This is a genomic window from Sulfurospirillum diekertiae (genome assembly GCF_002162315.1).
Taxonomy (GTDB): domain Bacteria; phylum Campylobacterota; class Campylobacteria; order Campylobacterales; family Sulfurospirillaceae; genus Sulfurospirillum.
The window spans coordinates 1,872,064-1,890,777 of record NZ_CP021416.1; the positions used below are offsets into that span (position 1 = coordinate 1,872,064).

The 18,714-nt window shown below is 40.1% G+C and carries 14 protein-coding genes and 1 pseudogene; 5 read left to right on the forward strand and 10 right to left on the reverse strand.

All coding sequences use genetic code 11. The features are described from left to right. Window positions 1–30: 30 nt before the first annotated feature. The 9 genes from Sdiek1_RS09535 to Sdiek1_RS09575 all read right to left on the reverse strand — a co-directional run bounded on the left by Sdiek1_RS09535 (window position 31) and on the right by Sdiek1_RS09575 (window position 11,542). Window positions 31–960, reverse strand: coding sequence for a cytochrome C (locus tag Sdiek1_RS09535; RefSeq protein ID WP_369688465.1), 930 nt, complete (start codon window positions 958–960; stop codon window positions 31–33). Between the two features lie 308 nt (window positions 961–1,268). Then, on the reverse strand, window positions 1,269–1,697 hold the full coding sequence (locus Sdiek1_RS09540) for a transposase (protein WP_161492021.1): 429 nt from the start codon (window positions 1,695–1,697) through the stop codon (window positions 1,269–1,271). Between the two features lie 64 nt (window positions 1,698–1,761). Then, entirely contained in the window at window positions 1,762–2,265 is a 504-nt protein-coding gene (locus tag Sdiek1_RS09545; protein ID WP_161492022.1) for an IS110 family transposase, read from the reverse strand. A gap of 346 nt (window positions 2,266–2,611) precedes the next feature. Continuing rightward, window positions 2,612–3,307, reverse strand: a complete 696-nt coding sequence (locus Sdiek1_RS09550) for an SIR2 family NAD-dependent protein deacylase (RefSeq protein ID WP_087438903.1) — start codon at window positions 3,305–3,307, stop codon at window positions 2,612–2,614. Between the two features lie 11 nt (window positions 3,308–3,318). Then, window positions 3,319–4,110 carry an alpha/beta fold hydrolase gene (locus Sdiek1_RS09555; protein ID WP_087438904.1) on the reverse strand — a complete coding sequence of 264 codons (792 nt, stop codon included), beginning with the start codon at window positions 4,108–4,110 and terminating at the stop codon, window positions 3,319–3,321. A gap of 30 nt (window positions 4,111–4,140) precedes the next feature. Next, window positions 4,141–7,611, reverse strand: a complete 3,471-nt coding sequence (gene metH, locus Sdiek1_RS09560) for a methionine synthase (RefSeq protein ID WP_087438905.1) — start codon at window positions 7,609–7,611, stop codon at window positions 4,141–4,143. 119 nt (window positions 7,612–7,730) lie between these two features. Beyond that, complete coding sequence (locus Sdiek1_RS09565; protein WP_087438906.1) at window positions 7,731–8,855, reverse strand: ABC transporter substrate-binding protein; 1,125 nt, start codon at window positions 8,853–8,855, stop codon at window positions 7,731–7,733. A gap of 186 nt (window positions 8,856–9,041) precedes the next feature. After that, window positions 9,042–10,160, reverse strand: coding sequence for an ABC transporter substrate-binding protein (locus Sdiek1_RS09570; RefSeq protein ID WP_087438907.1), 1,119 nt, complete (start codon window positions 10,158–10,160; stop codon window positions 9,042–9,044). A gap of 200 nt (window positions 10,161–10,360) precedes the next feature. Beyond that, window positions 10,361–11,542, reverse strand: coding sequence for a methyl-accepting chemotaxis protein (locus Sdiek1_RS09575; protein ID WP_087438908.1), 1,182 nt, complete (start codon window positions 11,540–11,542; stop codon window positions 10,361–10,363). 193 nt (window positions 11,543–11,735) lie between these two features. Between Sdiek1_RS09575 and Sdiek1_RS09580 the strand changes: the two genes are divergently transcribed. The 4 genes and pseudogenes from Sdiek1_RS09580 (at window position 11,736) to Sdiek1_RS09590 (ending at window position 15,230) form a co-directional block, all read left to right on the forward strand. Further along, window positions 11,736–12,356 carry a LysE family translocator gene (locus Sdiek1_RS09580; protein WP_087438909.1) on the forward strand — a complete coding sequence of 207 codons (621 nt, stop codon included), beginning with the start codon at window positions 11,736–11,738 and terminating at the stop codon, window positions 12,354–12,356. Window positions 12,357–12,368: 12 nt separating this feature from the next. Then, window positions 12,369–12,473: pseudogene (locus Sdiek1_RS15610) on the forward strand (hypothetical protein); the annotation flags it as partial. Between the two features lie 538 nt (window positions 12,474–13,011). Then, entirely contained in the window at window positions 13,012–13,242 is a 231-nt protein-coding gene (locus Sdiek1_RS15615) for an EamA family transporter (protein ID WP_369688466.1), read from the forward strand. Between the two features lie 104 nt (window positions 13,243–13,346). Beyond that, window positions 13,347–15,230, forward strand: a complete 1,884-nt coding sequence (locus Sdiek1_RS09590) for a methyl-accepting chemotaxis protein (RefSeq protein ID WP_087438910.1) — start codon at window positions 13,347–13,349, stop codon at window positions 15,228–15,230. 41 nt (window positions 15,231–15,271) lie between these two features. Here Sdiek1_RS09590 and Sdiek1_RS09595 read toward each other — a convergent pair whose 3' ends face one another. Then, window positions 15,272–17,206 (reverse strand): sulfatase-like hydrolase/transferase, encoded by a 1,935-nt coding sequence (locus Sdiek1_RS09595; protein ID WP_501207410.1) that lies wholly within the window; start codon window positions 17,204–17,206, stop codon window positions 15,272–15,274. A gap of 174 nt (window positions 17,207–17,380) precedes the next feature. Here Sdiek1_RS09595 and Sdiek1_RS09600 point away from each other — a divergent pair, with 174 nt between their 5' ends. Beyond that, the gene (locus Sdiek1_RS09600) at window positions 17,381–18,706 is read left to right on the forward strand and encodes an ammonium transporter (RefSeq protein ID WP_087438911.1); all 1,326 of its coding nucleotides are present in this window, start codon (window positions 17,381–17,383) and stop codon (window positions 18,704–18,706) included. Window positions 18,707–18,714: the final 8 nt, after the last annotated feature.

The following is an 18,714-nucleotide window of genomic DNA, read 5'->3' on the forward strand; positions in this document are numbered from 1 at the left end:
TAACTATTGGCGTTTGCACGATAACCTCAGTTATAGGTTTTGGCTTAGTGCTACTGACAATGGCAGAAATTTTTTTCCAATGTATTGACTCTCATATCGGTTATAACCATGTGTATACTCGCCGATATACCTCCTACTAAAACAAGAATCATGAAAAAATGTTGAAGAAAAGTTGTTTTTTTGTGCTATCTGATATTTTAATGCCTTTATTTTTAATCTCCATGCGAATAAAGATAATATACTAATTGATAACAATGCCCAAAAACCAATAACAGGATAAGCATGTGTTGTAAATTGAGCAACTTTCCCGTCACCAAGAAGAATAGGCATAAATGGTTCAATCTTAATGGCACCGTCTTGCAGAGTATGTCCAAACCAATAAAGCCAATACCCGTAAATTCCTATAAACAAAAAAGGTAGGAGTACGGGAATGAGCATAAATGTGTCAATCCATTTAATGTCATAAATAATGAATAACGCAAGTAACATTGCAAGCATAATGAGAGAATAAGGAGCAAGTGCCCGCTCGTAAATTCCTCCTCTTTCCATATGAGCCATTCCAACATAATGATTAATGGTATTCATTTCATGTACCTCTCCACTTAATCCATCAAAATGAATAAATACGGGAAGGCCATAAGGAAAAGCTTCTTTAGGATAATTCGGAGCTTCAAGAGAAAATTTCCATATAGGCATTGAGGGGACACCGATTTCTTCAGAAATCTCTATCATTCCTCTTAAGTTGCCCCTGGTTTTTTGGGGCGTATTAATACTAATATACCTATCTTTTTGATAAAAATTCCACAGAGGATACACATATGATGGAATATCGCCTATTCTACCATCTTTGATACGTTCCAAAGTTCCATGAAAACCTACCGACGGAATTACGAATCCATACAATATAATGGTTAAAGCAAATACTGCAAGTATTTTTGATATGAAATAAGTAACTTTCATAACCAGCTCCTTATAACTTATTATAAAAAATAACTAATCTTATTTTTTTATTTTATAACTTCATTAGTTTCTTTTTGGTCGCTAATAAGAAAAAATATAGAAAATTATTTTAATTATTTATAGTGATGGAGTGAAAACTATCTTTAAGAAATATTGATATGTATGAATCAAAGCCAAGACACTTATTAATATCGAATGCTTGCTATTATCGAGGAAGGAAATAAGAAAAATAAGAAGGGGGTCAGTTACCACCTTAAAACACCCTAAAAATATTAATAAATCATAACCATTATTTTGTATTTTTTCCTTTAAGCAACATTGGAATTTTGAGCCACCATCCCACAATGAGCCTGATAGATTTCACTTGAATAACCTTGGTTGGAATGAAAGAGTGCTCTAGCAATAATAATCAATTTTTTCATAACAGCAATTTGTATCAAAGTCGTATGTTTACCTTTTTCTTTAAGTCTGTCATAGAAACATTTCATCTCTTCATTAAAACGAATCGTTACCATTGTCCCCATAAATAATGACCTTCGATACAGTTTATTACCCGCTTTTGAAATGCGTGTTTTTCCTCTAACCGAAGTACCTGAGGTTTTTTCAATTGGGTCAAGTCCTGCTAAAGAGATAATCTGTTTTTGATTGGCATTGGGATATTTTAGAAAAAGATGGATTAACGCAATCGTTGCAATATCGCCAAGTCCTTTAATGGTTTGGATACTTTGGTATTTCAACGCTAATTTACTATCTTTGGTGATGAGTCTTTTTATTTCATCGATCGTATGCTGTTCTTTTTGTTTAAAGGCTTTTTTTTAAAGTTGCAGTACTCTCTTTATGCTGCAGTTTTTCTAAGTGATTGCTTGTTTGGACTCTTTGTTTTACTAATAGTTGGTAATAGCTCATCAAGTCATTTATTTGCTCTACAATCACATCAATCACAGGAATATGAATCTCTTCTTCTTTTGCCAGCATTCCTGCATGACAGAGCATCCTTGCATCTACTTTATCGGTTTTATTACGAATCGATAGCGCTTTAGCAAAGTTATGCGAAGCTTTTGGATTGATCTTAAAGACTCGAATGTGTTTATTGGCACAAAAGAGTTCTAGGGTACTGCTATAACTTGATGTTGGTTCGTAAACAAAAACGAGGGAATCGTGTTCTTTTTTATAAAGTTTTTTGAGTTTAGAAAATAACTGCGTAAAGCCTTTAACGGTATTGGCTATTTCTATCTCTAGCTCACTTTGTGGGATAAACACACTCACAGTTGACTTAGAGACATCCAATCCGATAAAATTATCCATGATAAACCTCCATGACATGATTGGAGAGTTTGGTAGGCAAGAGGATAATTCCTCTTGCTGATGATTCAACCTTATCGCACATTAACTTCGCCTCGTACAATACAGTCTAACCTCAAAGTTGACTTTGTTACCACTCAAGTTTTTAGTGCAATTACCTAACTGACCCTCAAGCTAATTCTATTTTTTAAGATAAAAGAACCGCTCTGGGCTAAACCCAGCATCTTAACATCCCAAACTCTATGAGTAACTGTATAACTTTTTGGCTTTTTTCATTATACGAGGGATAAACTTTTAACTTTTTTATCATTTAACCTTTTATATATAAAGACTCAACATTACTAAAATATCACCCTTGCATAAATCGCTCAATATCCTCAACGATCTCATCAATCGCCTCAGTCGCTTTTTGATGCAACACTTTCGTATAAACCCGCTCATTTATAGCGTCACTTGGCTCTAAATTATTGAGGATGGAAACCTTTACATGTAAAGCGAAATGATCCATGGCAATGACATTTCCGCTTGAGCCGATGATGACTAAAAATTGGCAATCTTCCATCGTTTCGTAGAGATGTTCGTACATTGGAGCGGCTTCGCCGAAGAAGACGATGTCGGGGCGAAAGGAGCCGCCGCAAGTTTTACATGTAAAGGTTCGCTCTTGTTTGCTATAGCCGATGAGATGAGTTGTGCCGCACTGTTCACAGCGAAGGCGAGGCAAAAAGCCGTGCAAGTGTAAAATGTCCTTGCACCCTGCTCGCTCGAAAAGGTCGTCTACATTTTGGGTGATGAGCGCGATGTCGTTGGGGTATTTTTCTTGCAGTTTGGCGATGGCATAGTGCGCGGCATTAGGCTTAACGGAGTTTAGTTGTTCGCGCCTTGCGTCGTAAAATGTTAGGGTGTTTTCTCTGTTCCAAGACAGACAGCCGGCCGTGCAAATCTCTTCGATGCGGTACTTTTCCCAAAGTCCACCTGTGTCGCGAAAAGTAGAAAGCCCACTCTCCGCACTGATGCCTGCTCCTGAGAAAATTACAACCCGTGCCATGGTTTACCTCTTTACAGTTTTGCTAAAAATGCCTTGATCGCTTCATTACTCTCTTCTGGATTTTCAACCACACTCATGTGTGCCGCATTTTTGATAAGTGCAAACTCTGAACCCTCTATCTGCTTTGCCATCGTTTGCATTCCTGAAGGAGGGGTTAATGTGTCATGCTCGCCGCACAAAAGCAGTGTTGGAATTTTTATGGAAGGAAGGAACTCAGTCATGTCATTACGTGTCAACATGGCAAAGACACATCCTTTCACACCAATGGAGTTAAATTTCATGGACTTATTGATGCGCTTATCGACGAGCTCTTTATGCTCTTTTTTGTAGGTATCGCTGTAACACTGTGCAATAAAATGTTTCGAAAAGGATGTTAACCCTTTTGCATTAATGCGCTTAATAGCATCTGAGCGTCTCAGTTTGGCGTCATTGTTGTCGGCATGTGCCGCCGTGTCACATAAAATAAGTGCTGAAAATTTATTTTCCATGCGCTCTAAAGCACGCAAGGCGATGTAACCACCCATCGAAAACGCACATAAAATAGGTGGTTTTTCATCTTTTAGGTCACCAATCATTAATTCAAGGTCATCCACAAATGACTCCATCGTAAACTGTCCATCACCAACAGATGAGTCGCCAAGCCCACGTATGTCGTACGCCACACAGTAGTAGGTTTCACTAAGAGCCGCTATTTGGGCGTGCCACATCGTGTGGTCATACGGAAAACCGTGTAAAAAAATGATTGCTCTATTTTTTTGATTGCCTTCCAATAAAACCGATAACCCGCCAACTGTTTTTTTCATTATCTATCCTTTGTATAAAACCATTATACATCAGACATTAAAATATAAGGCCTCCCTATGGTGCATCACAATCGCCGTGGTACTTTGCTCAGGATGAATTTGAAATGTTTCACTGAGTTCTATGCCAAACTCTTCGGGTTTTAAAAGATCAAAAATAATTTTGGTATCTTCCAAGGCAGGGCACGCGGGGTAACCAAACGAGTAACGACATCCAAGGTAACGCTTCATCTGCACATCGCGCAAACTATGCCCCTCTTTTTCGGCAATGCCAAGATCAAGGCGTATCTGTTTATGCGCAATCTCTGCTAATGCTTCAGCGAGTTCAACACCGAGTCCATGCACGAAAAAGTATTCTGTAAAATTGCCCGCATCGTACAGCTCTTTCTCATACGCCGAAAATTTTGCACCCGCACTCACGCATGTCAAAGCCAAAACATCGTGACGATCTGGAGCGATAAAATCACTCAAAGAACGGTACGGATTTCTATTTTGACGAGGAAAATCAAACGTCTTAATGGCACGTTCTTTGATAGCTTCGATGCTCTCACGATTGACTTGCGCCTCGCTGAAATAACCTTCACTTTCATCAAAAAGGTAGAGATGATTTTCGCTTGAGCGTGCTGGGTAATAACCGTAAATGATGGTCGGCTCAAAAAGTCCTAGTCGTTCGATGTCCGCTTTGATGCGCTCAAAGGCAGGCCATAAAACCTCATCAAGCTGTTTTTGTTTCGCTTCTTTGCTCTGTCCTTTGCCACTGTAGCCCCAACGTTGTGCAAAAAGAATTTTATGGTTGATCCACGAAAATGCCAACTCTTTGACATTGGTTTTTAGCACACGTCTGCCCCAAAATGGCGGTGTGGGAATAGCAATGTCACGGCTAGGCATTTTAAGCTCATGAAACGGTGGAATTTCCTTCGCTTCTTTTGTGGCGCGATTGACACTGTTTTCAAGCACGACGCGACTAAACGAGGTGTCATAGTTTTTTGTTTCAATACGCGACATTGCCGTTATGCCCTCAAACGCATCTTTGCAGTAATAAATCGGGCCATCGTAAATCGGACGGCAAAACTCTTCCACAAAGGTATCGGTCAGTGCTGCTCCGCCTAAAATGACAGGGATTTTAATGCCCATCTTTTGCATTGCTTCGAGGTTTTCTTTCATGACATTGGTCGATTTCACCAAAAGTCCGCTCATACCGATCGCATCGGCGTTGTGCTCTTTTAAAGCTTCTAAAAATTGATCCAAATCCGCTTTAATGCCAATATTAATGACCTTAAAACCGTTGTTACTCAAGATGATGTCAACCAAGTTTTTACCGACATCATGCACATCGCCTTTAACCGTTCCAATAATGAGCGTGGTGGTGGTGTTCTTCTCCGTCTTCGGCAAGTAAGGTTGCAGATAATCCACCGCCGCTTTCATCACTTCAGCGGATTGTAGGACAAAGGGCAACTGCATTTTGCCACTGCCAAACAGCTCACCAACGACTTTCATCGCATCGATCAATATTTCATTGACAATGACCTCAGCGGCGATCTCATCTTTAGCGGTGGGTAAAAGAGTGAGCATACGCTCTTTATCGCCATCAATCAGCAGGGTTGAAATCTTCTCTTTCGTACTCATGGCAAGATACGCCGCGTCACTCTCGTCTTTGTTCTCCACAACCCCGGCAAAATGGTCGATGAATTTAAAGAGCGGATCGCCCTCTTCTCTATGATTAAAGAGTAAATCTTCACAGATTTTTTTATCCACGTCACTGATCTTGTGCATCGGAAGCGTATTTTTAACATTGACAATCGCCATACTCAGCCCCGCTTCGACACAATGGTGCAAAAAGACGGAGTTTAGGTATTCGCGTGCGTGTTTGGCTAAACCAAACGAGATGTTAGAAACACCCAATACAAAGCCCACTTCTGGATGAAGTGCATGAAATTCACGAATCGCTTCAATGGTCTCAATCGCCGCAGTATGATACTCAGGATCGCCACTGCCTACGGTAAATGTCAAAAGATCAAACACCAAATCTTCGGGGTGAATGCCGTGTTTTTCTGTCGCTAAAGTATAAATGCGCTCCGCAATCGCCACCTTTTGTTCTTTACTTTTTGCCATGCCCACTTCATCGATGGTCAGACACACGAGTGCCGCGCCAAAACGCTTCGCTAAGGAACAGACTTTGTCAAACTTCTCTATGCCATCTTCAAGATTCACAGAGTTAATGATAGGCTTTCCACCAATGAGTTTCAAGGCAACTTCAAGTGCTGGAACTTGAGTGGTGTCAGGCATAAGTGGCAAGAGAATCTTTTGCACATAACGCCCCATCACCTCTTTGGTATCTTTGTGCTCATCTCGTCCTGCAAAACCGACACTCACATCGATGCCGTGCGCACCACTGCGTACTTGTTGTTGAGCAACGCTCAGTGTGCCATCGTAGTCTTCGGCAAGCAGCAACTCACGAAAGGCTTTGGAACCTGTGGCATTACTTCGCTCACCAATGAGAAACGGTGCTGGGTCTTGTTTTAACGCTCTGGTTTCAAACAACGAGGCGATGCTACGAGGCATCTCGCCTTTAGGTGCAAGCGGTTTTTTACCTTCCACGCGTTTGGAAAGCTCTAAGATATGTTGAGGCGTTGTACCACAACATCCTCCAAGTATGGCAACTCCCGCAATTTCCGTAAATTTTTCTTGAAGTTCCGCAAATTCACGAGGTCCCATCGGGTAGAACGTATAACCACCACGGTTTTGCGGAAGCCCTGCATTGGCGTGTACACTGATGGGTTTACCCCAAACGGAACTGAGTGTTTTGACATGCTTTTCAACCTGCTCAGGTCCTGTGCCACAATTAAAGCCAAGGCTTAAAAGATCAAAGGGTTCTAAGATCGCGGCAATCGTGGTAGCATCGGTTCCAATGAGCATCGTGCCGCTCAGTTCAATGGTGACTGAAACCATGATGGGAAGTTTTACATGTAAAGCATTTTGAGCATCGTGTATCGCATGCAAAGCGGCTTTAATTTGAAGGGGGTCTTGCGCCGTTTCGATGAGAAAAAGATCACATCCGCCATCTATTGCACCGCGTGCCGCTTCTTTGTAGCCCTCATACATTGCATCGTAACCGATATGACCTAAAGAGGGCAGTTTCGTCCCTGGTCCAAAGGCGGCAGCGGTAAAACGAGGTTTTTGCTCTGTGGTAAATTCTGCACACGCTTCTTTGACGATCTCAACACCCGCACGGGCAAGTTCATACGCCCTCGCCCCGATACCGTAATCTTCCAAAACCCACGGCAATGCGCCAAAGGTGTTGGTCTTGATGATGTCTGCGCCTGCAAGCAAATAACCGCGATGAATTTTTGAAATGGCATCTTTACATGTAGCGTTCAAAAGCTCGTTACAGCCTTCTTTGCCTTCCCATTGCTCAGGTGCAATTTCTAACGCTTGAATCTGCGTACCCATCGCACCATCGATGACTAAAATTTTTTCTTTGATAAGTTCTTGAAGTGTTGCCAAGTCGAATTCCTAGTGTGTTATAACTAGAATTATAGTATCAAAACTTTGGTAAGGAGAGGCTAAAAGGGTAGGAGTAAACCAAAGAGGCAGCATTGCCTCTTTGGTTTTACATGTAACGCTTAGGGATTAACGGTAGATTTGTAAACAGCTTTGCCATCTTTGATCTCTTTGATAATGGCTGAGCGGGTTGCATTGCCTTTATCATCAATGGAAATAAAGCCTGAAACGCCCTCATATTGAGAAGTTTTACGAATTTCTGTGTTGATACACACACTGTCTTCTGCATTAGCACAACGGTTCATTGCATCAACCATCACATTATACGCATCTGCGCCCAGTGCGGTAAAGGAGTTCAACTCTTTTTTGCCTGTTTTTTTCTCATACGCCGCGATAAAATCTTTTGATTTTTGGGTTGGAGGTGCACTATGATCGAACGCATCGGTAAACATATACCCCTCAACCGCGTCACCACCTAAATCAATAAAGGTTTGATTGGCAACACCATCCCCTGAGATAAACGGTTTATTCAGATCAATCTGTTTGGCTTGACGTTTAATCATAGATGCTTCGGTGTGATACAGTGGCAAGAACACAAAGTCCGCATTCAGTGCTTTGACCTGCGAAACCACCGCTTTAAAATCTTTATCGCCTGAGCTGATACGAATCTCTTTAAGCACTTTGCCACCATTTTTAACAAACGCTTGTGTAAAGGCTTTAGAAAGACCTAGTGAATACACTTGTGCTTGATCGGTTACGATCACAGCCGTTTTTAAACCCAAATCTTTTGCCGCATAATTGGCAACAACGGTTCCTTGAAATGAGTCACTAAAGCAGACGCGGTTTGCGAATGCCCTATTTTCAGTCAGTTTATCATTGGTCGCAGCAGGGGCAATGACAGGAATTTGCTTTTTATCGGCAATAGCGATAATCTGAGCGGTGTTCGTACTAATCATCTCACCAATAATTCCCACCACTTTATCGGAAGTAATGAGTCTGGTTGCCGCATTAGCGGATTCGACTTTATCGCCTTTGGTATCGACTAAAACAAGCTTTATGCTATCACCGTTTTTCAGTTTTGGCTGAAGTGAATTTGCAAGCTCAACACCCTCATACGCCACTTGACCATACCCAGCGAGAGGACCGCTCATAGGCATGATGACACCCACGTTGATCTCTTTCTCTTTGGCAAGGGCCAATGTTGCTACTAAACTGGTAATGGTTGCCAGTGCTATGAATTGACGCATCTTTATTTCTCCTATCCGTCTAAATTTTGGAAAGTTTAACAAAATTATCATTACGATAGACTCAAAGTAATACAAATTGATACAAAATCATATACTCTCAAAGTGACAAAAGAGGGATGAAATGAAGTCGTGTATGAAGGAAAAGAGAAGAAGTAGAGATTTGCTTCTTCTCTTTACATGTAAAGCTTAGGGATTGACTGTAGATTTATAAACAGCTTTACCGCCTTTAATCTCTTTGATTACAGCAGAGCGGGTTGCATTACCATTTTTATCAATGGAAATAAAGCCCGAAACGCCTTCAAAGTTGGCAGTTTTTTTAATTTGATCGTTAATACATACACTATCGTTAGGGTTAGAACAACGGTTCATCGCATCGACTAAAAGATTGTACGTATCAGCGCCCAACGTTACAAATGAATTAACCTCTTTTTTGCCCGTTTTTGTCTCATACGCAGCGATAAAATCTTTTGAACGTTGTGTCGGAGGAGCGTTATAATCGAAAAAGTCCGTAAACATATGTCCTTCGGCACTATCACCTGCCAACTCTATAAACGTTGGATTAGCCACACTATCTCCCGATAAAAAAGGTTTCGTAAGTCCAATTTGCTTCGCTTGACGGGTAATCATAGAAGCTTCTGCATGGTAAATAGGTAGAAAAATCATATCGGGATTAAGTGATTTCACTTGCGCAACAACTGCCTTAAAATCTTTATCTCCTGAACTCACACGAATCTCTTTAAGCACTTTACCACCATTTTTAACAAACGCTTCGCTAAAGGCTTTCGAAAGTCCCAACGAGTACACTTGTGCTTGATCCGTAATAACCACAGCCGTTTTCAAACCCAAATCTTTAAGCGCATAATGCGCAACAACGGTTCCTTGAAAGGAGTCTGTAAAACAGACACGACTCGCGTAAGCTCTGTTTTCCGTCAGTTTGTCATTGGTTGCCACGGGAGCGATGACAGGAATTTGCTTTTTATCCGCTATGGAAATAATTTGAGCTGTATTGGTGCTCGTAATCGCACCTAAAATGCCTACAACTTTATCAGAAGTGATAAGCCTTGTTGCAGCATTGGCGGATTCTACTTTGTCCCCTTTATTATCAACCAGAACCAATTTTAAATGGTCTCCATTTTTGAGGGTTGGTTGCAGTAAATGAGCCAACTCAATACCTTCATAAGTCGTCTGCCCGTACGATGCTAAAGAGCCACTCATAGGCATCACAACACCCACATTGATCTCTTTGGCAACGGTAAATGTCGCGATTAGAGACGTAATAGTGAGAACAGTGAATAATGGACGCATAGGTAACTCCTTTAGTTAAAATATGAACGGAAGCATAACAGAATCATTGTTTAATGTCAAGTAATTTGACTTTTTTACTAGTGTATAGGATACTCTCTTTAAATCATCAAAAGAAGCATTCTATGTAAAAATGAGTGAGGATGCCATCATCAAAGATGAAAAAGAGGTGTTAGCCTCTTTTTCACACTGAAATGAACAATTTATGCGTGATTGTTTTCTGCTGTATCAAGTGCTTGTGAAACATCAACAATGATTTGAAGTTTTTTGATAATTTCGCTCATTGCACGACTCTCTTCTTGTGCAGCAAGGCTAATACGCTCAACTTCAGCCTGTGTTTTAATAATTTCATCAACCGTACGTTGTAACGCAGGAACGATTTGATCAACGACTTTTTGAACATCCATAATGGAGATACGAATATTATCGGTCGATTTGTTACTTTGATCGGAAAGTTTTCGTACTTCACTGGCGACAACGGCAAATCCACGTCCATGATCACCTGCACGTGCTGCTTCAATCGTTGCGTTGAGAGCCAAAAGATTCGTCTCACTCGCAATATATTTGATAGCCGTCGTTATAGTACCAATTTGTTCTACCGCTTCGGTTAACTCTTGCGCCATATTGTTTGTTACTTGAATATTTTGTACTTCAGAAGCTAGCTTGCCATTGACCACGACAATTGTGTTGGCAGTATTTTCGATGGACTGAGAGGCTGTTTGCGTTATCCCAGATATCTCTTTGGTTAATGTCGCAAGTTTTTTAGAAATATCACGTGCTTCTTGCAAAGCCTTATCGCTATTAATCGCCGTAACGACTTGTGCCAAACCACTCACACTCTCAGCAGTCGCTGTTCGAGGAGGACTTGGAATAACCGTGACATCTTGGCGCAAATAGTGACTGAATTTGGTATAAAGTGCTTTACCTGAAGAGACATAACCATCGGTTCCAATAATATATTTAGCTTCCAAAAGAGCATCTTTCGTTTCAGCTTCACTGCACTCATCAAAAGGAACAATTTTATACCCAACATGATTAAGATTGTAAAATTTAAGAAATTTGAGTAAAACATTCGCACCAGAAGTGCTGTTATTGAAGATAACTACATTTTCGCCATTAGGAATGCGACCAACGGTGACAAAAAAATCCGTTGGAGGAACAAATTCAACAGAAACTACTTTTTCTTTGCCATATTTTTTGACCATTTCATCATAACGATTCGCAAAACAGACAACCAAATCGAAATTTGCGACATCATAATTTTGATAGTTACTTAAAGTAGCTTTTTGGTACGTGGCAGCGGTGGAAAGAGTAGCATCGACTAATGAAACAAGCTCTTGAGTTGTTGCTTCATTGGCTCCGATTAAAAGTAGATTAACGCTCATGTACTTCCTTTAAATCAGTATATTAATGACAAAATAATGAAAAGTATCGCCCCTATTCTATGCGCTCTTTTCAATCAAGCAATTCTCTACCTTTATATTATAGACAAAAGGTTGGACAAAAAAGGGACGAAAAATAAGCAATGCTTTTGTTCGAATCATAGTACAATAATCCAAAATTTAATAAGGGGTTTGTATGTTTGACATTCAAAACTATTACAGCTTTATAGCTGCGATTTTAGTTTTTCAACTGATACCGGGTGCGGGAACCATTGCAATTTTGAATGCGACGGCTCGTAATGGTATTCAAGCAGGACTTGGTGCTGTTTTTGGAACACTCTTAGGTGATTTTGCCTTTATGATAGCTGCTCTAGCAGGACTTGCAGCTATTATGCAACAAAATCCTTTTTTGTTTGAAATTCTTCAATATTTTGGTGCAGGCTACTTATGTTGGTTAGGAATTGGTTTGCTTCGTTCTAAAATTGAACCAGAGACAGGAAAAGTAGAACCCAAAAAGTCAGCCTTGATTTATTTTAAACAGGCCTTTTTTGTAAGCATCACCAACCCAAAAGTCATGCTCTTCTTTGTAGCATTTTTTCCGCTTTTCTTACGCCCGGATGCTTCCAGTGTAACACTTGGTGCTATGATTTTACATGTAAGCCTTATCAGCCTTGTATATCAAACGCTTTTAGTCCTTTTGGGCAATACGTTAGCGCATAAACTCAAAACTTTCCCTCTTGCGCGTAAAATAGCAACACGTCTTGCAGGTATTGCGCTGATTGCTTTTGGCATTAAACTCGCCAGTAACAACCGTTAAGCGTTGTGATAAATGCCTCCTAGACATATCTTACTTGCACTCAGTGTCGTTGTCATCTGGGGAGTTAATTTTGTAGTGATTCAAGTCGCTCTTCAAGAATTACCTCCCCTCTTGCTCACGTTTTTACGTTTCTTTTTTGTTGCGTTTCCAGCGGTCTTCTTTTTCAAGCGCCCTCAAAACACCTCTTGGAAAATGCTCTTTTATTATTCATTGAGCATGTTTATACTGGACTTTGCCTTTTTATTTTCAGGTATGTACTCAGGGGTAAGTTCGGGTATTGCTTCGCTCGCCCTTCAAACCCAAGTCTTTTTTACCGCCATTTTAGCGGTCATTTTCATCAAAGAAAAGATGACTATGGCTAAAACCATTGGTGCGATGGTTGCATTTTCTGGTATCGTATTTGTGGGTTTTCACACCGGTGGTGATGTCAATCTCTTGGGGCTTGTATTGGTCGAATGTGCGGCTCTTTCATGGGCGATTGGCAATCTTGTCTCCAAACAGATTGGTAAAGTGGATATGCTTAGTCTTGTTGTCTGGGGAAGTTTCATCTCGCTTCCGTTTTTACTAGCACTCTCCTATATCTTTGAATCGCATCTGTGGAACTTGGGAATATTCACACATCTCACCTTCAAAAGTATTGGCGCTATTGTGTATCTTGCTTATCCTGTCACATTTTTTTGGCTTTGGTGTTTGGAGTTGGTTGCTGAGTCGTTACCCAGCCACGACCGTTGCTCCTTTTACGCTTTTAGTACCTGTGGTAGGATTTTCTGCTTCAGCCATTTTAGTAGGAGAAGCCTTACCCAGTTGGAAGCTCATTGCGGCTTGTTTAATCGTTACAGGGCTTTTCATCAACCTCTATGGAGATCGCCTCACTAAGCGAACTTAATCCTTATAACATCACATCTTTTTTAAACTACTACCTTTTTTGGTAACCGTTTTGTTTTTTTTTATAGACTAAAATGACCAGAACAATTCCAAAAAAGGTTCTCTGTGCTATTTAAAACGAAAATTATTCTGACGGTATCTGTTTTAATGTTTTTAAGTCTTATCTCCTTTAGCCTCTTTAGCTATCAAGATACCAAAGAGAACAGCATTCATCAAATAGAATCAAGCCTAACAATGGCATCGCGTTCTTTTAAAGACTATATAGATCTTCTGTTGAGTACAAAAAAGAATAACATCGAAAGTGCTTCACGCTATTACAAAGACATTGACATCAGAACCCTTCACGATATGGTTGAAAAACTGGGAGAGACGACTAAAATCATTGGAGCAGTTGATTCGTATGTAGGATTTGAAGATGGAGGCATGATCTGGGGAAGCGAGAAGAATAGACCTCAAGGATATGATCCTCGCACTCAAGCGTGGTACAAGCAGGCAAAAGAAAGTAAAAAAATTGGTATCACCGATGCATATGAAGATCCTGCGACTAAAACACTGATGATCACAATGATGACCCCTATTTTTGATGAGAACAGTGTCATTATAGGTGTTCTTGGTGTCGATATTGCGCTGAATTCTTTGACGAAGACCCTCTCTGAAATCACCTTTGAGGGAGGTTATGGCATCTTACTCGATACAAAGGGAACGATTGTTGTTCACCCTAATAAAGCACTCATTGGTAAAAATTTAGCCAGTGTTGTTCCAAACCTCACACACCAATTTAAAGATAAACAAGAGGGTATCCTCAACTATACCTATGACGGTGTCGATAAATTATTTGCCTCCACCATTTCAGCTCAAAGTGGTTGGCGAATTGCGATTGCATTTGATAAATCAACGTCTTACTCTTTTTTAAATTTACAAATACAAAAGCTTTTTCTCATGGGTACGCTGATGCTTTTTGGTTCTATTGTTATCATTGTCTTTTTAATGAAAGCTCTTTTAAAACCGCTTGATAGATTAGGCAACATTGCTTATGAACTTTCAAGTGCACATGGTGATCTTAGCCAAAGGCTTGAAGTCATAGGAAATGATGAATTTGGAAAGGTGTCATCGTACATTAATACTTTCATTGCAAAACTGCACGAAATTGTCACCAATTCTAAAATCATTAGTCATGAGAATTTTTCTATCTCGCAACAACTTTCAAAAAATACTTCAGAGATGGTGCGCAATGTTGAAGCAGAATCAAAAATTATTCTCACCACAAAAGAGGAAGGAAATGCCCTCACACACGCCATTGAAAATTCTGTCGATAAGGTCAAATCATCCCATATCGTTTTAGAAAAAAACACAAAAGAGATGCACAGTGTTAAAACAAAATTTGATACGTTAGAACACACCATGCAAATAACCGCACAAAAAGAACAAGACTTGGCGGAAAAACTCAATCATGTGAGCCATAATACCAATGAAATTAGAGATATTTTAGGCATTATCCACACGATTGCAGAACAAACTAATCTTTTAGCGCTCAATGCTGCCATTGAAGCAGCACGGGCTGGAGAGCACGGGCGTGGCTTTGCTGTGGTTGCTGATGAAGTGCGAAAATTAGCCGAGAGCACACAAAAAAGTCTGATCGCGATTGATGCGACTGTTAATGTGGTTGTTCAATCTATTATGGATGCCAACACCGATATTGCCCAAAATGCGCATGAAGTGCATAATCTTGTAACCCTTTCGTTGGAGTTAGAAGAAAGCATCAACGATATTGATCTTATTATACAAGAGACGATTGCCAATACAGCGCAAACCGTCGATAGTTTTATCTTTACCTCAGGGAAAATCAATCATATGGTCGAAGAAGTTGAAAAAGTCAATATTCTTTCACACGAAAATGTCTGCAGTATTGAAAATATATCGAAAGCATCCGAAGATCTTCACCGTATGAATGAAAATCTCAATAATGAACTCCAAAAATTCAAATCTTAAAAGAGACGAAAATCTTTTTACATGTAAAGAGAGATAATCACTTATTTCTCTTTAATTTGCATTAGACTTTCACGTCTTTGGATCGCTTTTTCTTCCTCAGAAGGAAGGGTTAATGTTTGGTTTAAGAGCTCTAAACTGAGCTTCTTTTCGGTACTAAGGACTTCTGTTGTTATCTCGCCACCTAATTTTCCTAAAGCAAAGCAATATTTACCTTTGAGCGATACATTATTTTCACTGCTTAATGTATTAATACGTGAACATTTATCCACCCATAAAAACGCATCTTCAGCATGGTAATCATGTAAATACCCAAAAAGCTTGACTGTCTCAAAAAACTTGAGTTTGACTTCAAAGAAAGGGCTTACTTCCAAATTTTCACTTATATGCAATAAAATCGGGAATTTGTAAAGGGTTGAGCCTATTTTAAGACTGTTTTTTGTCGTATCTAAGACTAACTCTTTCTCTATTTTTGGAAACTCCCAAAAACGACTAATCTCATTGGACCACGCATTTAAAAGTTTATCTACATCTTTAAATTCTTCCATCAAGGAAGGCTCATCGCCCAAAAGATCTCTGCTTAAACCCACACTGGCTTTGTATCCGAGAAAAGGTAAAAGTGTCGCACTGATATCAAGGGTACTCCCCGTCTTCTCAATCTTATCGCCATGGCTAAGACGCGGATCAATGATCATAAATTGATCGCGACGTTCTCCTCTCATAAGATCATCAATTGCCATATTGTGCATCGCAAGATGGTCTGAGCCAACGACAATAATTGTATTTTTACCATAAGGTGAATCTTGAATCTGCTTAATAAATTTTGCAATTAACTCATCCGAACAAATCACCGCATTGAGCATGGAATTGCTGCCATCTTTATACTCTTGTGCCTTGCAGCTTTTTGAGACATGCCCATAAGGATGATGCGTATCCATAGTAGAGAGGAACATCGCAAATTTTTGTTTGCCTTTGGAGTATTTTTTAAAATCATTCATCGCAATATCAAACAGGGTATCATCATACAATCCCCATGGTGTTTGATAACTTGGATTTGAAAGTAAAGGTTTAAGCTCTTTAATGCCTTTTATATCATCAAACTGATGGGTTTTATAGAGTTTATCAACACCTGCAAACTCCAAAGGGGAACCACTGCGGTAGATGAGTTTATAGCCTTCTTTATGGAGCATATCACTCATACACACAGCACCTGAATAAAATGTACTCATCTTAGACATAGAATTGCCTTGAGGAGAGTCTGAGTTTCGTGAAGGGGTCACTAGAGGCAGTCCACACATCACCGATGTCATTCCTGCAATCGTCCAACTGGTTCCCCATGCTTGTTTAATCTGCGTAAAGGAGATACTCTGCTCTCTTATTGGACGTAAAGCGGTGACTAAAGAGGGAAATATTTTTTCATCAAAATAGGTATCTTCGAAACTCTCTGCAAAAATATAAACAAGATTAGGGTGATTTTCGCTAATAGCCGATAATGAAGCTGTTTTATAATAATCTGAAAAATTATATTTAAGGCTCAAAGGATTTTCAACCCCAAGGACACTAAGCGCACTCTCACCTAAAAAGCGTACTGTTGGGTGGATGATTAAAGCCACTATCAACGACACCGTTGAAATAACACGTTTCAGCTTTTGATGCTCAGAGAGAACACTATTTTTAAGCATTCGATAGTAAAAAACAGAGAGCATTAAACTGCTGATCAATAGTCCAATTCCTACTGCTATGATTAAATAATAATCAGCAAATCCAGAGCCATCCAGCCCATATCGAAGATGGAAAATAACGGCATCGTTAATGCCCTCTCCCGTAAAATAGTTGGAAACAATATAACACGCACTGAGTACCATATAAAGAAAAATAACGACCGCACCAATAGACGCAGTCCTAGAAGTATAGGTACGATTTTTAGAGGTAAATAAGGCGATAAGAAAAAAGTCCTGCGGATAACCATAACATGTTATTCATTGTTGTTTATATTCCTCTTTTATTTTAGATCGATATTATAGCTTGTTGTTAAAAATTTGCATGAAAAATTCTTCTTTTTAAAAACTGATTAAATTTTAATCATTTAGCTGAGTATATTAAAATCGTCTAAGTGATACAATTTCATCAGTTCAACATTTTAGGAGGAATTCATGAGAAAACTACTTTCTCTCGCAACATTGTTGCCTTTATCAACATTGTGGGCTGCAGAAGAAGCGGCTACTGAAGCAGCAGCAGATGTTGCTGAAAAGGTTTTAACCCTTGACGTGGGAAACACTGCTTGGGTTTTAACAGCAACCGCACTCGTCATGTTTATGACACCAGCGGGTTTGGCACTTTTTTACGGCGGTATGTCTCGCTCTAAAAACTTGCTTAACACGATTGCAATGAGTGTTATGGGGTATATCGTTGCAGCCGTTGTTTGGGTTGTAGCGGGTTACACCTTGGCGTTTGGTACAGATATTGGTGGTGTTATCGGTTTTGATAGCCTCTTTTTAAGCGGCATCAAAGTAACTGACCTTTGGGCAACTGGTAGCATTCCTGTCCTTCTTTTTGTAGCGTTCCAAATGACCTTTGCAGGTATTACGGTTGCTCTTGCAAGTGGTGCTATTATCGAGAGATTAAAGTTTTCAACTTGGATCGTTTTTGCGGCTATTTGGATCTTAGCAGTGTATGCTCCTATTGCTCACTGGGTATGGGGCGGCGGTTTCTTATCAAAACTTGGCGTTCTTGACTTTGCAGGTGGTACGGTTGTTCATATCAATGCAGGTGTTGCTGGCTTAGTCGTAGCATTAATGCTAGGTCGTCGTGCAGATTATGGTAAAGCAATGTTCCCTTCATCTGTAACACTTACAGTACTTGGCGCAAGTATGTTATGGTTTGGTTGGTTCGGATTCAATGCAGGTAGCGAACTTGGAGCGGATGGTATTGCAGCGAGTGCATTCCTTGTCACCAATACAGCAGCAGCAGTTGCAGCACTTGCTTGGATGATCATCGAATACATCACTTATAAAAAATTCACATTGCTTGGTATCGCTTCTGGTATCGTAGCAGGTCTTGTTGCGATCACTCCAGCAGCAGGTTTTGTTGATACAAGCGCTTCACTTATCATTGGTGCAGTTGCTGGTATTGTAGCGTTCTACGGTGTCAATGGCTTGAAAAAAGCACTTAAATACGATGACTCATTGGATGCATTCGGTATCCATGGTGTTGCAGGTATCTGGGGCGCACTTGCTACGGGTATTTTTGCAAACCCAGAAGTTAACGAACTTGGTAAAGGTTTACTCTACGGAAATGCAGAGCAAGTCATGATTCAAATCGAAGGTATCATTGTAACCATCGTTTACACAGCGATTGCTACTGCAATTGTCTTTAAAATCGCGTCTATCTTAACAGGTGGTGCAAGAGTAAGCGTAGAAGCTGAGTCACAAGGTTTGGATGAAGTAGAGCACGGCGAAAAAGCTTTTAACTTAAGATAATAAGGATC

Bases quoted from the DNA above. Each gene is read 5' to 3' on its own strand.
- Sdiek1_RS09535 (WP_369688465.1), bottom strand. From the start codon at position 960: ATGAAAGTTACTTATTTCATATCAAAAATACTTGCAGTATTTGCTTTA.
- Sdiek1_RS09545 (WP_161492022.1), bottom strand. From the start codon at position 2,265: ATGGATAATTTTATCGGATTGGATGTCTCTAAGTCAACTGTGAGTGTG.
- Sdiek1_RS09550 (WP_087438903.1), bottom strand. From the start codon at position 3,307: ATGGCACGGGTTGTAATTTTCTCAGGAGCAGGCATCAGTGCGGAGAGT.
- Sdiek1_RS09555 (WP_087438904.1), bottom strand. From the start codon at position 4,110: ATGAAAAAAACAGTTGGCGGGTTATCGGTTTTATTGGAAGGCAATCAA.
- Sdiek1_RS09565 (WP_087438906.1), bottom strand. From the start codon at position 8,855: ATGCGTCAATTCATAGCACTGGCAACCATTACCAGTTTAGTAGCAACA.
- Sdiek1_RS09570 (WP_087438907.1), bottom strand. From the start codon at position 10,160: ATGCGTCCATTATTCACTGTTCTCACTATTACGTCTCTAATCGCGACA.
- Sdiek1_RS09575 (WP_087438908.1), bottom strand. From the start codon at position 11,542: ATGAGCGTTAATCTACTTTTAATCGGAGCCAATGAAGCAACAACTCAA.
- Sdiek1_RS09580 (WP_087438909.1), top strand. From the start codon at position 11,736: ATGTTTGACATTCAAAACTATTACAGCTTTATAGCTGCGATTTTAGTT.
- Sdiek1_RS09600 (WP_087438911.1), top strand. From the start codon at position 17,381: ATGAGAAAACTACTTTCTCTCGCAACATTGTTGCCTTTATCAACATTG.